Raw genomic sequence first — 14,692 nt, forward strand, 5'->3', positions numbered from 1 at the left:
GTAAATACCTATAGGTACAAATGAATGTAATTCTAATGTATTGAAGGGCGATGAATAATTATGGAAAATTGAAGAATATTTGATGTATATTGATAGTAAAATAAATAATATAGGATAAGCTTTAGGGACGAATAATTAAGAAAGGACTGCCATATAGCAGAAGGTGATAGTATGTACAAGATATTGAGTAGCGACCTGAGTGTAAATCAGATTGTTATGATTGGTATCGTTGTTGCTTTTGTTATTACATTTCTAGCATTAAAGCACCCGTTACCCTTTCTACCTAGCGATAAGGGACGAGACTATGCGCTGAATGGAAAACAATCAAAAGGGAAAATTCGAGGAGTCGGGCTCAGTTTTGTAGTATGTTTTGTAGTATGTAGTTATATTTTCTTACCATTTGATCGTGAATTTGTGATTTATTCGATCCTTTTATTTGGAGTTATGTTGAGTGGTTATCTAGATGATGCATCGGATACTCCATGGAATGAATATAAAAAGGGTTTAATTGACTTAATCTTATCCGTAATAACCATACTGACGTTTATTGATTTCAATTCAACTACAATTTACATAGGTACATTGGAATTGGTAGTCCCTAAAGTTTTATATGTACTTCTAGGAATACTCTTGTTTTGGATATCCATTAATGTAACGAACTGTTCTGATGGGGTAGATGGGCTATGCGCAAGTGTTACAAGTGTGGTACTGCTATCTTTTAGCATTATATTTAGCGAGACATTAGGTAAATACGCGATGGCAAGTTTCTTGTTTGTGGCAGTTTTATTGGCATATCTATATTTTAATGCGTACCCTAGTAGTATGTTGATGGGAGACGCTGGTTCAAGGGCATTGGGATATTTCATTGCAATCATTACCATTAAAACAGGACATCCATTTATCTATCTTCTGTTAGCTGGGGTATTTATTATTGATGGTGGTTTGGGTTTGGTTAAGGTATTTCTATTGCGCTTTTTTCGGTTTGGGATTTTGAAGAATACACTAACACCAATACATGACGATGTAAGGAGTAAACATAATTGGTCGGATACGCAAGTGGTTGTACGATTTGTTACCATACAGTTGTTATTGGCAGTTATTGCGTATGTTATAGTCATACAGTGGTATAGTTGAAGGTATGAATTGTAAAGTGAAAATCCATACCTTCAAGTAGTTCATCGTTGAACGGATTATTGCAATGGAAATAGAACCACACATCTGATAGTAATATTTGACATAGTTGTATAAAACAAGTAAAATATATACAATAAACGACACAAAGGAGATCAGATGTGAAAGGAAAAAAGAGGATTTTAGGAGTAGTTTTATTGGTTATTGGAATAGTTTTTTATGTTTATAATGGTATTTTACCGCTTTTTGCAAAATCGCATAGCGCACCTATTGAATTATTGTTTGAAAGTAATATTGATGCTGGGAGGTATGTTAAAGGAGAAGTGCATTTTGCCTATAAAATTCTAGAAGTCAAAAACAGAATAAATTTTATTCCAATAGGAAAAGAGTATTATTATTTGGTTTTTGATGAGGATATTACGGAATGTGTTGTAGTAAGAGCAGATAAGGATTGGTTAGAAAATTTTGATAAAGATGGATTTAGTATTGATGGTGTTGAAGTAAAAGGTGTTTTAAAGAAGCTTAATACAGATACAAGTCACATTGGACTTAAACTAACAAGTACTGCTGAGAATATTGAAGAAGATTCACAGAAATTAAGCGAAAGTGGAATCGATGTAAAGGCTTCAGGTTACTATGTTGACTGTTTATCTGACAAATATGCAGTTTATACGATTGTGTCACTATTTATTATATTGGTTTTGTTTATAGGATTTCCGTTAGCTATAAAGAAATTTATGCATAAAACTTTAATAATTCTAATTTTACTTTTCATATTTGATGCTTTCTTTATTGTTCATATATTAGAAATGATATAATAGAAATAGTACAGCTTTTACATTATATATGTGATCGGTTTCAGAGGTTGTGCTCAAGTAAATAGGGGGTTATCTTTGTCCTTCAAAGATTGGTATATAGCTGTATATCCATCTTTTTTTATTTGTACGTTTCTATAATTCCTAATATGTTTGTGGATAAAGATTAAATTATCATTGCTAGTAGATCTCTACTGAATATCCAAGTATAGAACGATGGCATGTAGGTAAGTCACAATTTTGAATTAGTTACCCATAAGATAATTTTATCTCTTATTAAAATAATCTATGTGATAATGAAAGGGATTACAGCATTTATTAATTTACCTTAGTTGAATTTCCTGAAAAATAAGAAATATTATCAAGAATAATAAAACCACAATAAAGAAATAAACACCGTCAACCCCTTATAAATAAAGGGGTATCCACATTTGTGACCACTCTATAATGTGTACTTAAATAAATACAACTACTATATCTTGTGAAAAAAATAAAATTCTAATTGAAAAAGTATTCGATTGATATTATAATGAGTACTGTAAATTAATTGGAGGAGTGATATAGTATGAAAATTATAAAACGTAATGGTTCAGAGGAAGTATTTGATCTTAATAAAATCGTAGCAGCAGTGATTAAGGCTAGCGATGCAACCTTAAATTCTATGCTCACAAAGGAGCAAATTAGTGAAATTGCTGACTACGTTGAATATAAATGTTTAAAAATGAATCGCACTGTATCTGTAGAAGAGATACAAGATATGGTAGAAAATCAAATTATGTCTACAGGAGCGTTTGACGTTGCTAAATCTTATGTTAGATACCGTTATAAACGTTCGCTTGTTCGTAAAGCCAACACAACAGATAATACAATACTATCACTAATCGAATGTAATAATGAAGAAGTTAAGCAAGAGAATTCAAATAAAAATCCTACTGTAAATAGTGTGCAACGTGATTATATGGCAGGTGAAGTTAGTAAAGATATAACAAGACGTTTACTTCTTCCAGCTGACATTGTGGAAGCAGATATGGAAGGTATTATACATTTTCATGATTCGGATTATTATGCACAACATATGCACAACTGTGATCTGATTAATCTTGAAGATATGCTTCAAAACGGTACGGTAATTAGTGAAACATTAATTGAAAAGCCACATAGTTTTTCAACAGCATGTAATATAGCAACACAAATTATTGCACAAGTAGCAAGTAGCCAATATGGTGGACAAAGTATCAGTTTGGCACATCTTGCACCATTTGTTCAGATTTCTCGTGAGAAGATTCGTAGGGACTTACTTGAAGAGGTGGAACTATTAGGATCAGAAGCATCAGAAGAAATAATCAGCGATTTAGTAGAGAAACGATTAAGAAAAGAGATTAACAAAGGTGTACAAACAATTCAATATCAAGTAGTTACACTTATGACTACAAATGGACAGGCACCATTTTTGACTGTATTCATGTATTTGAATGAAGCAAAGAATGAAGAGGAAAAGAAAGACCTTGCGTTAATAATAGAAGAAACATTAAAACAAAGATATCAAGGTGTTAAGAATGAAGCAGGGGTATGGGTAACTCCAGCATTCCCTAAATTAATTTATGTTCTTGAAGAGGATAATATCAAGGAAGACACCAAATACTATTACTTGACAGAGTTAGCTGCCAAATGTACAACTAAGAGATTAGTTCCTGATTACATCTCTGAAAAGAAGATGAAAGAATTAAAAGAAGGAAATTGTTTCCCTGTTATGGGTTGTAGAAGTGCATTAAGCCCATGGAAAGATGAGAATGGAAATTACAAGTTCTATGGCCGTTTTAACCAAGGAGTTGTAACAATCAATCTTGTTGATGTAGCATTATCATCAGGTCGTGATATGGACAAGTTCTGGAAGATTTTTGATGAGCGTCTAGACTTATGTTACCGTGGACTTATGTGCCGTCATAACCGTTTAAAAGGAACTTCATCTGATGCGGCACCAATTTTATGGCAGAACGGAGCGTTAGCTCGTCTCAAGAAAGGTGAAAAAATAGATAAGTTATTATACGGCGGATATTCTACGATTTCACTTGGATACGCTGGTTTATATGAATGTGTGAAATATATGACAGGAGAATCACATACGAATCCTGAAGCTACACCATTTGCAATTGCTGTGATGCAATATATGAACGATGCTTGTAATAAGTGGAAAGAAGAGACGAATATTGCATTCAGTACCTATGGTTCACCGATTGAAAGTACAACATATAAGTTTGCGAAATGTTTACAAAAACGTTTTGGTATCATTGAAGGTGTGACTGATAAGAGTTATATAACAAACAGTTACCATGTAAATGTAACGGAACCGATTGATGCATTCTCAAAACTACAATTTGAAGCAAAATTCCAAGCATTATCATCAGGTGGTGCGGTAAGTTATGTAGAAGTACCAAATATGGAAAACAACATTCCTGCTGTTTTAGAAGTTATCAGATTTATCTATGATAACATTATGTATGCAGAATTAAACACGAAGAGTGATTTTTGCCAAGAATGTGGATTTAGTGGAGAAATTCAAATTGTCAATGAAGAAGGTGGCAAGCTAGTTTGGGAGTGTCCAAATTGTGGTAACCGCAACCAAGATACCCTTAATGTTGCACGTAGAACCTGTGGATATATCGGAACGCAATTCTGGAACCAAGGAAGAACACAGGAGATTAAAGAAAGGGTGCTTCATTTATAGATGAATTATGGTGAAATTAAAAAGTATGATATAGCTAACGGAGAAGGAGTTAGAGTTTCTTTATTCGTATCGGGTTGTACCCATCATTGTAAAGGTTGTTTTAATCATGAGACATGGGATTTTACATTTGGAAAGAAATTTACAGTAGATACAGAGAAAGAGATTTTAGAAGCCCTTGATCATTCGTTCATTAATGGACTTTCCCTTCTTGGTGGTGAGCCGTTTGAACGTCAAAATCAAGAAGCACTTTTACCATTCTTGCACAAAGTAAGAGAGAAATTTCCGCAGAAGAATATATGGTGTTATACGGGATATGTATTTGAAGATGAATTACTCAGTGAAAGTAGGGCACGATGTGAATATACCGATGAGATGTTAAGCTTAATTGATGTCCTAGTAGATGGGGAATTCATAGAAGAACGAAAGGATATTACATTAGCATTCCGTGGTTCATCGAATCAAAGAATTATTGACGTAAAAGAGTCTCTAAAACAAAACCAGACGATCTTATGGAAATTAAAATAAAAATATAAATAATATCGCACGAACTTACGAGGTAATATGGGGTTCGTGCGATATTTTTGGTAAGAAATAAAAAGAGTAAGATACAAAAGAGTAAGAAACAAATAGAGTAGTAAAGTGATTAAAGGTATAGGAAAATAAAATGAAATATGAATTAAGACTAGAAGATGTGACAAAAAGACATGAAGGGCTAACTATTGTTGAAAACATGAGTTTAGCAGTAAAAAAATCAACGGTAATAGGTATAGTTGGATCAACGTACGAAAAGGCATCTATGTTTATGCAGCTATTAGCGGGCGAGATAGTGCCGTGCCAAGGTGAAATATATTATCAAGACGAAAATCTCTCAAAGTATGGCCAGGTGCCAGGTTATGTTGGAGTTTATATATCAGACATAGGCTTTCTTACAGAATATACAGGGTATAAAAATCTGAAGTACATTGCAGGAATGAATGAAAAGGCTGGAGAAGAAGATATACACAAGGCAATGACCTTGGTTGGTTTATCGCCAACAAATAATCGAAAGGTTTTACAATATTCAAGCCGTATGCGACAAAAGCTTAGTATCGCGCAAGCGATTATGGAAGGACAGAAGATGTTATTAATTGATGCAGGAGTTTTTACTACTATCAACAAAGAAAACCATACAGAAATTCGAAAAATTTTATCGAAGTTAAAGAAGCTTGGTTATACAATGGGAATTGCCAGTGAGAAAGAAGAGTACATTAAGAAGATATGCGATCAGATTATTCATATCTAATATCAAAAGTCTAAATTATGCATATTTTGTAGTATGTATGTGGATAAACAGTATACTAATTAGGTATTCAATATAAGAAGAGGTTACTATATTTTTTAAGTATAAATATATACTTAAAATTAATTGCCATTTACAGATACATGTTATATCATATAGATAAATAGTAGCAAGGGACGTAACAGACGATGAAGACTGATTGGTTTCTAAGTAAAAGTACAGGAAGGAGCGAGTAGAATAACGCTCCAAATCACAACAAGGGGGCTTCTGAATGAAAGAACGAACAAAAATTAGAGTACAAAAAAACAATCTAACAATTCGAAGTGCAGAGGGTTCGGATGCAGAATTATTAACAACATGGTGGAATGATGGTGCAGTAATGTCACATGCGGGATTTCCGAATGGCTTAAATCAGAGTTTAGAAGAGACCATTGAGCTAATTAGTAATAATGAGCGGAAACTTTCGCAAATCTGTATTATTGAAGTTGACGGTATCCGAATTGGTGAGATGAGTTACGATATCGGTAATAGAGTTGCTGAAATCGGAATTAAAATATGCGATGATTCTTATAAAAATCAAAATTTAGGGACGAAATTTATTGAAATGCTAGTAGAGTATTTATTCACCAATGAAGCACTTAATTATGCAGTTCCTATTGATAAGATTATACTTGATACCAATCAAAAGAATGAACATGCAAAACATGTATATGAAAAAGTAGGATTTTTAAAGATACGTGTGAACGAAGATGCATGGAAAGATCAGATTGGACAGTTGCAATCCAGTGTTGATTACGAGATGTCAAGAGAGAGATATCTCTTAAGTAGCCAGAAATGGTCATAGATTTAAAGAGAAAATGGAATTAGTAGTAATAGAGTTTTATATAGAATATGGCTTCCTATTATAGTGGAGCCATTCTTTTATTCGAATTCATATCTTATGTGACTTAATCACAGAAAGAATATCCATTATGGTGTAAAATACTCATATTAATAAATATGAATGTGAAATGGAGGAAATAATTATGGCTAAAGTTCTTAATACAAGTAGTTTTGATGAAAAAATAAAAAAAGATGGCGTTGCTGTCGTAGATTTCTTTGCAACTTGGTGTGGCCCATGTAAGATGTTAGCACCAGTATTCGAAGAAGTAGGCAGTGAACTTAGTGATAAAGCAGGATTTTATAAAGTAGATATAGATGAGAGTTTAGAAATAGCAAATGAATACGGAATTCAATCAGTACCAACCATGTTAGTATTTAAAGATGGTGAAGTAGTTGAAAAATCAGTAGGCTATGTTCCAAAAGCAAATATTTTGTCTATGGTAGAGCCACATTTATAAGAGTATATATAAAATTTATAAGAGTATAAATAAGTAAAGACGGCTGTCGCACTTACAATTGAAAGATTGTGAGTGAGGCAGCTTTTTTGTTAGAATTTCTTAAGAAATTATAGCGTTTGAATGTTAGTTTTATGGATTATTATTTATTACATAACAGGGGAGGTAAGCAATAGGGAGGTGAGAAGTCTAGTGTTTTGCTGTATTTATATACGAAGGCACTTGTATATTGATACATACTATACTAACATATAAGATAGGAAGAAAAATCTGGAAGATAGAACTGACAGCTTATGAGGAAGGAGTATGAAAATAGTATGTATCAGATATTAGTAGTTGAAGATGATAAAGAAATCTTAGAGGGAATTAGTATATATCTAAGAAATCAGGGGTACAAGGTATTTGGAGCTTCAAATGGTTTTGAGGGCTTAGATGTATTAGAACGTGAAAAGGTACATTTAGCAATAGTTGATATTATGATGCCAAAGATGGACGGTATTACAATGACGATGAAATTAAGAGAGAAGTTTGATTTTCCAGTAATTATGCTATCAGCTAAGTCAGAAGATATGGACAAAGTGACAGGCTTGAATATTGGAGCAGACGATTATGTGACAAAACCATTTGTTCCAATGGAGTTATTAGCTCGGATAAATTCTCAATTAAGAAGATACGCAAAATATCTTAAAGTAGTAGAAGATACACAGGAAAGAAATATGTATACAATTGGAGGACTTGAATTAGACGAGGATATGGTGGAAGTAAGGGTTGATGAAAAACCGGTAAAATTAACACCACTGGAATTTAAAATCCTACAGTTATTAATAAAAAGCCCTGGGAGAGTTTTTTCACCGGAAGAAATATATGAAAGAGTATGGAATGAAAAAGCCATTACGACTGATACCATCATGGTTCATATAAGAAGAATTCGTGAAAAAATTGAGATTAACCCAAGGGAACCAAAATATTTAAAGGTGGTATGGGGAATTGGATATAAAATCGAAAAGCAGTAGAATTTTTGGAAGTATTATATTAGCGTGTATCGTGATTATTGTAGCTGCGAGAGTTGTCGCAACCTATGATTATTTTTGGAAGGTAGTTGATAGTAAAGTAGAGAGTCCGTATAAGTCGGATTGGTTTACAGAATATCTCACTGAGAATGTATATTCACTTTATGTCGATGTAGCAGAAGAAAGAGCAGGTAAGGAGTTAAAACCTTCGGATGTTTATCTAAATATTGTGGAAGAAGAAAAAGAAACAGATAATATTGATATTGAAGATTCTGAAGAAACAGAAATAACAACTCAAAAAGATTCTGTTAAAATTGAGTTGAATGACTGGTTAGATGATCTAAAGAATCGTACTAAGGAAAACCATAATCTAAAATATCAAGTTGCAGATAATACTTCAGGGGAAGTAGTTACTTCTTATGATTGGACATTTAGTGAAGATACAAAAGATGAGTATGATTCATATATTACCCTTGTGTTTGACAAACGTGGGGAAATCAGTATTAAATATGCTTATAATATCGATACACAATTTTTGATTGATCGATTGAGAAGCTTTGTCTCACAATATGAGTACTCGGATTCGGGTGTTTCTTATTCGATTGAGCCAATTGTAGATACCACATTCCATTATGCTGTACCAAAAGAATTACAACCGTATGATACAGTCTATTGGCATCAAGAATGGAAAAATGAAAATGTGTTTTATACGAATTCAGGATTTCCATTTGTAATACTTGGTGCAACTTTATTTATAATGATTATAGCCTTATTATTATCGAGCAAGAAACTATTTAAACTAGGAGCAGGGATTACTTCAAAGATACCATTTGAAATAGTAGCTACAGCTGGGGTATTGGATTTGCACTTCGCAATTTGCATGTCTGAAGTTATTTATAAGACGCATACAGGAGAAATGGCAAAAGATTTAATTAGCATTGGAATTTCTGATAAATTAATACCACTCATTCATATTGGAGCGTGGTCAATTATTTTAGGTGTAGTAGCAATTATAACATTATCAATGAAACAACTTTTGGTTAAAGGATTACTAGAGTATTGTTCAGAAAATGTAATTGTTACTAGAATAATCAGATGGTGTTATAAGAAAATAAAGCGGTTCGTTAATAAGATGACAGAGATTAATGTGGATGATACGGTGAACAAAAACCTATTTAAAATACTCAGTATTAATTTAATCGTACTTACCCTGTTATGTAGTATTTGGTTTTTTGGAATTGCTGGTCTAATTATATATACAATTGTTATGTTCTTCTTCTTACAGAAAAAAATGAATCAATTAAAAGATGACTACGATCGCATTTTAGAAATTACAGATTCTTTAGCAAAAGGAAAGCTGAATGTAACAGAGGAACGTGATTTAGGCCTATTCGAACCGATTAAGACGAACTTAACTATGATTCAAGGTGGATTTAAGAAAGCTGTTGAAGAAGAGTTAAAGAGTCAGAATATGAAAACAGAATTAATTTCTAATGTATCACATGATCTAAAGACACCACTAACAGCAATTATAACTTATGTGAATTTATTAAAGAATGATGAAATTACAGAAGAAGAGAGAAAATCGTATATTGAGACATTAGATAAGAAATCGGAGCGTTTAAAACAATTAATAGAAGATTTGTTTGAAGTAAGTAAAGCAAATAGTGGGAATCTAGAAGTGAATTTAGATACTGTAGAAGTCCTTTCTTTGATTAGACAAGTGGAATTAGAACTTGCAGAAAAGTTAGAAGAGGTAGGTATTGAATTAAGTATTCGCTCTAATCAGGAGAAGGTATATCTAGAACTAGATGGACAAAAGAGTTGTCGTATATTTGAGAATTTATTTGGAAATCTAGTCAAATATGCTATGCCAAATCGTAAAGCCTATGTTGATGTTATTGTGAATGACGCTGGTACTCAAATCGAAGTAAAGAACATGTCAAAAGAAGAATTAGACTTTGATACAAGTGAGCTTACTGAGAGGTTTGTAAGAGGTGACAAATCAAGAAATTCCGAAGGTTCTGGATTAGGTTTAGCAATTGTTAAGAGTTTAGTTGAACTTCAAGGTGGAGAGTTCCAGATTGTAGCAGACGGAGATTTGTTTAAAGCAATTATTAGGTTTGAAAATAAGTAAAAACAAACATTACTGTAGAAAGATGGCTCCATATTAGAGTGAAGCCATCTTTTAAGTATTGCATTTTATCATGGCAATAGTTAAGTTAAAGTCTTATTCAAGATAATCATCAACGATGCTGCCTGGTATGGGTTAGAGCGTGAGGATTATTATTTACATATTCAAAGGGAAGAGTAATACACATCAATAACTTGTCATATATTAAATTAATTTGCATATATAAGTATATTTACAGACAAAATTAATATATTTATAAAAAGATATTTTAAAGGTATTGGCGTGAAGAAAAATTATAAACCTCTTATTGTGCTTGCTATTGTTTATGTAATGCTGTATTTTGTGGGAGCAGGAGCAGGAAAAGTTGTTAGTACTTTGAGCAATAAAAAGCAATCAGTTCAATCTGGAAGTGAGAACTGGGGACTTGGTTTCTCTACGGAAGGGCAACCACCCACAGGCAATGCAACGTCTGATGAATTGAAAAAATACGATACCTACTTTATGGGCAGTGGTAAAGACAAGGTAATCTACTTAACATTTGATTGTGGGTATGAGAATGGAAATACAACAGCAATTCTTGATGCGTTAAAGAAGCATAAGGTATCAGCTACATTTTTTGTAGTAGGACATTTTCTAGAGACAGCTCCAGATTTAGTGAAACGTATGGTAGAAGAAGGGCATACGGTTGGAAATCATACCTATCATCATAGGGATATGGGAGCAATTTCTGAAAAATCCGAATTTGAAAAAGAGATGGTTGATGTAGAAAAACTGTTTGAAGAGATAACAGGTCAGAAGTTATCGAAATATTACCGTCCGCCACAAGGTAAATATAGCACGGAGAATCTAAAGATGGCGCAGGAGCTTGGATACAAGACTTTCTTTTGGAGTCTAGCTTATGTCGATTGGAATGTTGACAGTCAACCAACGAAAGAAGAAGCATTTAATAAGTTACTAAAACGTATCCATCCAGGTGCAATTGTGTTATTACATAGTACATCAAAGACCAATGGTGAGATTTTAGATGAATTATTAACTAAGTGGGAAGAGATGGGTTATACTTTTAAAACGTTAGCAGAGATAGATTAATAGAATTAACCGTAATGGGAGAAATCCTATTACGGTTTTTACACTGTTGCATAATCATGGATAATTATGTGAAATAAAGAATGTAACATTTACATAAATAAAAATACATATTTTCTATGAAGGGTGAAAGCTACATAATGAAATGCTGGAATAAAAAAATAAATATATTGACATATTGTGGATCTTAAGGCAAACTAGTAAAAATAACTATTTTTGTTATAATCGTAACTAATTTGTATAACAAAAGAAGGAGACGATAATATGTACGAAATGAAAGATGAATATCTTACTGGTATTGAGAGCATTGACAATGAACATCGAGTACTTTTTGAAATAGCAGAAGAGACATATCAACTTAGGAATAATCAGTTTATTCCAGATAAATATGATAATCTAAGAGTACTTCTACATAAACTGAAAGATTATACAATTATGCATTTTGACAATGAAGAAAAATATATGGAGAGCATTAATTATAAAAAAATGTTTACTCAAAAAATTGAACATCAAGAATTTAGAGAAAAGCTAGAATCTTACGATATTGATGGGATTGATGAGGATACGAATTATGTAATAGATGATATTCTAGATTATCTTACAAAATGGCTAGTTGAACATATAGTAGAGAATGATAAACGTATTGCAGAGTAGTCAATATGAAAAAGGCATACTAAAATTAGTATGCCTTTTTTTGGATATACATTAATTGTAACATTGACAAAAAATTATTAAAGTTCTATAATTGATAATAAATAATAATTACTATTATTAATTCGTGCCAATAAAAGGAGATAAATCTATGGAAAAAATAGTTGTTGTTGGAGCAAACCATGCAGGTACGGCTGCGATTAATACGATCCTTGATAACTACAAGGATAAGGAAGTAACTACATTTGATGCAAATAGTAATATCAGTTTTCTAGGCTGTGGTATGGCTCTATGGATTGGAAAACAGATTGGAGGGCCATCGGGTCTGTTTTATTCAGACAAAGAAAAGCTAGAAGCTAAGGGTGCCAAAGTTTATATGGAAACTCCTGTTGATTCTATTGATTATGATCAAAAGATTGTATATGCAACTGGTAAAAATGGCGAGAAATATGAGAAAGAATATGATAAACTAATACTTGCAACAGGTTCCCTTCCAATTGTACCTCCTATTAAAGGCAGTGACTTAGAGAACGTTCAAATGGTTAAACTATACCAAAATGCAAGTGAGGTAATTGAGAAACTAGAGAGCGGAAAAGTTAAGAATGTAGTTGTAGTAGGTGCAGGTTATATTGGTGTAGAGCTTGCTGAAGCTTTCAAGCGTAATGGCAATGAAGTAACATTAGTAGATATGGCAGATACTTGTCTTAGTGGATATTATGATAAAGAATTCACAGATCGTATGGTAGGACGTCTTGAAGAGAATGGAATACGTCTTGCATTTGGCCAATCAGTTAAAGAAATCAAAGGTACAACTAAGGTTGAATCTGTTGTAACTGATAAAGAAGAAATTAAAGCTGATATGGTAGTGCTATGTATTGGATTTAAGCCCAACACAACTTTAGGAAACGGAACACTAGAAACATTTAAAAATGGTGCATTCTTAGTAAATGGAAAACAAGAAACAAGCATCAAAGATGTATATGCAATCGGTGACTGTGCAACAGTATATGATAATGCAACTAGTGATACCAACTATATAGCCTTAGCATCAAATGCAGTACGTTCAGGAATTATTGCTGCACATAATGCATGTGGAACTGATATTGCAACAGAAGGTGTACAAGGAACGAATGGTATTAGCATCTTTGGTTTTAATATGCTATCAACAGGATTAACTCTTACGAGAGCAAAGGCGCTAGGAATCAATGCGGAAGCAACAGATTTTGAAGACTGGCAAAAACCTTTATTTATTGAGCACGATAATTTTCAAGTTAAACTTAGAATTGTATATGATAAGGAATCAAGAGTAATCCTTGGGGCGCAGATGTGTTCTGATCATGATATCTCCTTAGCAATTCATTTCTTCAGTTTAGCAGTACAAGAAAAAGTAACAATTGATAAGTTAAAAGTATTTGATGCATTTTTCTTACCACATTTTAATCAACCATATAATTATATTACTATGGCAGCATTACAAGCAAAATAGTGAGGAATAAAAAATGATTTTTTTAGAATATCCAAGATGTACAACATGTAAAAAAGCAAAGAAATGGTTAGAGGAGCACGAAGTTTCATTTACAGATCGTAATATCAAACTTGAAAATCCAACAGCCGAGGAATTGAAAGAATGGTATACACGAGGTAACTTACCTCTTAAAAAATTCTTTAATACAAGTGGAATTCTATATAAAGAGATGGCACTAAAAGATAAGTTAGCAACAATGACAGAAGAGGAACAGCTAACGTTATTAGCAACAGATGGTATGTTAGTAAAACGTCCCCTTATTATAGCAGAAGATTTTGTATTAGTTGGATTTAAAGAACAAGAATGGGAAGAAAAACTCCTCTAATACCCTTATAGATTATTCTAATATAGGAGAATATAACGATATGTTGTTGTATTCGACTATAAAGGAGTAATGGTTATGAAGAAAAAAACGATCCTGTTAACATTAATCATATCTGTTATTGTAGTGTTTACTGGTTGTACTTCTGGTAATCACCAAGGAGATACTAATACTCCAGCAATTGATACTCCTGGTAATAAAGAGCTAACCGATTTAGAGAAGGTGGAACAATATATATCTAGAATTGGAGGCTCAGATATAGGAATAGTGAATGTCTTAGGTGAAGGTGTTAAAACTGTTGATGAGAAGAATAATGCTGTCACACTAAGAAGATATCAAACTACTTTGTTTGGAGAATCACTATCAATGATTACTTCTTTGGAAGATGGTAATATAACGGATATGTCAATCACACCAAAGTCTGGAACCTACGATGATTGGTTTAACAGAATTTCTGGAACATTAGGAAAACCTGATGAGACAATTGAAGCGTACCAAAATCAAAATGAAGAAGTACGAGCAAGTGCTTGGAATCTAGATGAAGGAAGTCTTACATTACAATCGGCTTGTGGAACTGTGTTGTTAAAAGTAAATGGGACAATGAAAAAATGAGGCAATGCCTCAATGTCATTTAGTTAGTTAATTAAGTTCTAACACCAAGAACGATTTTAGATAGT

Annotated in this window: 14 protein-coding genes; all 14 read left to right on the forward strand. The window is 32.8% G+C overall.

The window, feature by feature from the left end:
- Window positions 1–171 precede the first annotated feature (171 nt).
- The 14 genes from ACW2QF_RS11490 to ACW2QF_RS11555 all read left to right on the forward strand — a co-directional run bounded on the left by ACW2QF_RS11490 (window position 172) and on the right by ACW2QF_RS11555 (window position 14,627).
- Window positions 172–1,134, forward strand: coding sequence for a phospho-N-acetylmuramoyl-pentapeptide-transferase (locus ACW2QF_RS11490; RefSeq protein ID WP_455716144.1), 963 nt, complete (start codon window positions 172–174; stop codon window positions 1,132–1,134).
- A 158-nt stretch (window positions 1,135–1,292) separates the two neighbouring features.
- Complete coding sequence (locus ACW2QF_RS11495) at window positions 1,293–1,949, forward strand: hypothetical protein (protein ID WP_455716145.1); 657 nt, start codon at window positions 1,293–1,295, stop codon at window positions 1,947–1,949.
- Between the two features lie 562 nt (window positions 1,950–2,511).
- The gene (gene nrdD, locus ACW2QF_RS11500) at window positions 2,512–4,671 is read left to right on the forward strand and encodes an anaerobic ribonucleoside-triphosphate reductase (protein ID WP_455716146.1); all 2,160 of its coding nucleotides are present in this window, start codon (window positions 2,512–2,514) and stop codon (window positions 4,669–4,671) included.
- The gene (gene nrdG / locus ACW2QF_RS11505) at window positions 4,672–5,196 is read left to right on the forward strand and encodes an anaerobic ribonucleoside-triphosphate reductase activating protein (RefSeq protein WP_455716147.1); all 525 of its coding nucleotides are present in this window, start codon (window positions 4,672–4,674) and stop codon (window positions 5,194–5,196) included.
- A 139-nt stretch (window positions 5,197–5,335) separates the two neighbouring features.
- A complete protein-coding gene (locus tag ACW2QF_RS11510; protein WP_455716148.1) occupies window positions 5,336–5,953 on the forward strand; it encodes an ATP-binding cassette domain-containing protein in 618 nt (205 codons plus the stop codon).
- Between the two features lie 268 nt (window positions 5,954–6,221).
- A complete protein-coding gene (locus ACW2QF_RS11515) occupies window positions 6,222–6,794 on the forward strand; it encodes a GNAT family N-acetyltransferase (RefSeq protein WP_455716149.1) in 573 nt (190 codons plus the stop codon).
- Window positions 6,795–6,975: 181 nt separating this feature from the next.
- A complete protein-coding gene (gene trxA, locus ACW2QF_RS11520) occupies window positions 6,976–7,290 on the forward strand; it encodes a thioredoxin (protein ID WP_455716150.1) in 315 nt (104 codons plus the stop codon).
- Between the two features lie 314 nt (window positions 7,291–7,604).
- The gene (locus ACW2QF_RS11525) at window positions 7,605–8,300 is read left to right on the forward strand and encodes a response regulator transcription factor (RefSeq protein WP_455716151.1); all 696 of its coding nucleotides are present in this window, start codon (window positions 7,605–7,607) and stop codon (window positions 8,298–8,300) included.
- Window positions 8,275–10,434, forward strand: coding sequence for a sensor histidine kinase (locus tag ACW2QF_RS11530; protein WP_455716152.1), 2,160 nt, complete (start codon window positions 8,275–8,277; stop codon window positions 10,432–10,434). Before ACW2QF_RS11525 ends, ACW2QF_RS11530 begins: the two co-directional genes overlap by 26 nt.
- A 279-nt stretch (window positions 10,435–10,713) precedes the next feature.
- Window positions 10,714–11,520 (forward strand): delta-lactam-biosynthetic de-N-acetylase, encoded by an 807-nt coding sequence (pdaA, locus tag ACW2QF_RS11535; protein ID WP_455716153.1) that lies wholly within the window; start codon window positions 10,714–10,716, stop codon window positions 11,518–11,520.
- A gap of 261 nt (window positions 11,521–11,781) precedes the next feature.
- Window positions 11,782–12,171, forward strand: a complete 390-nt coding sequence (locus ACW2QF_RS11540; protein ID WP_455716154.1) for a bacteriohemerythrin — start codon at window positions 11,782–11,784, stop codon at window positions 12,169–12,171.
- A 148-nt stretch (window positions 12,172–12,319) separates the two neighbouring features.
- Window positions 12,320–13,654, forward strand: a complete 1,335-nt coding sequence (nox, locus tag ACW2QF_RS11545) for a H2O-forming NADH oxidase (RefSeq protein ID WP_455716155.1) — start codon at window positions 12,320–12,322, stop codon at window positions 13,652–13,654.
- A gap of 13 nt (window positions 13,655–13,667) precedes the next feature.
- Window positions 13,668–14,018, forward strand: a complete 351-nt coding sequence (locus ACW2QF_RS11550) for an arsenate reductase family protein (protein WP_455716156.1) — start codon at window positions 13,668–13,670, stop codon at window positions 14,016–14,018.
- Window positions 14,019–14,093: 75 nt separating this feature from the next.
- On the forward strand, window positions 14,094–14,627 hold the full coding sequence (locus tag ACW2QF_RS11555; RefSeq protein ID WP_455716157.1) for a hypothetical protein: 534 nt from the start codon (window positions 14,094–14,096) through the stop codon (window positions 14,625–14,627).
- Window positions 14,628–14,692: the final 65 nt, after the last annotated feature.

It is taken from the genome of Anaerosporobacter sp. (genome assembly GCF_965301125.1).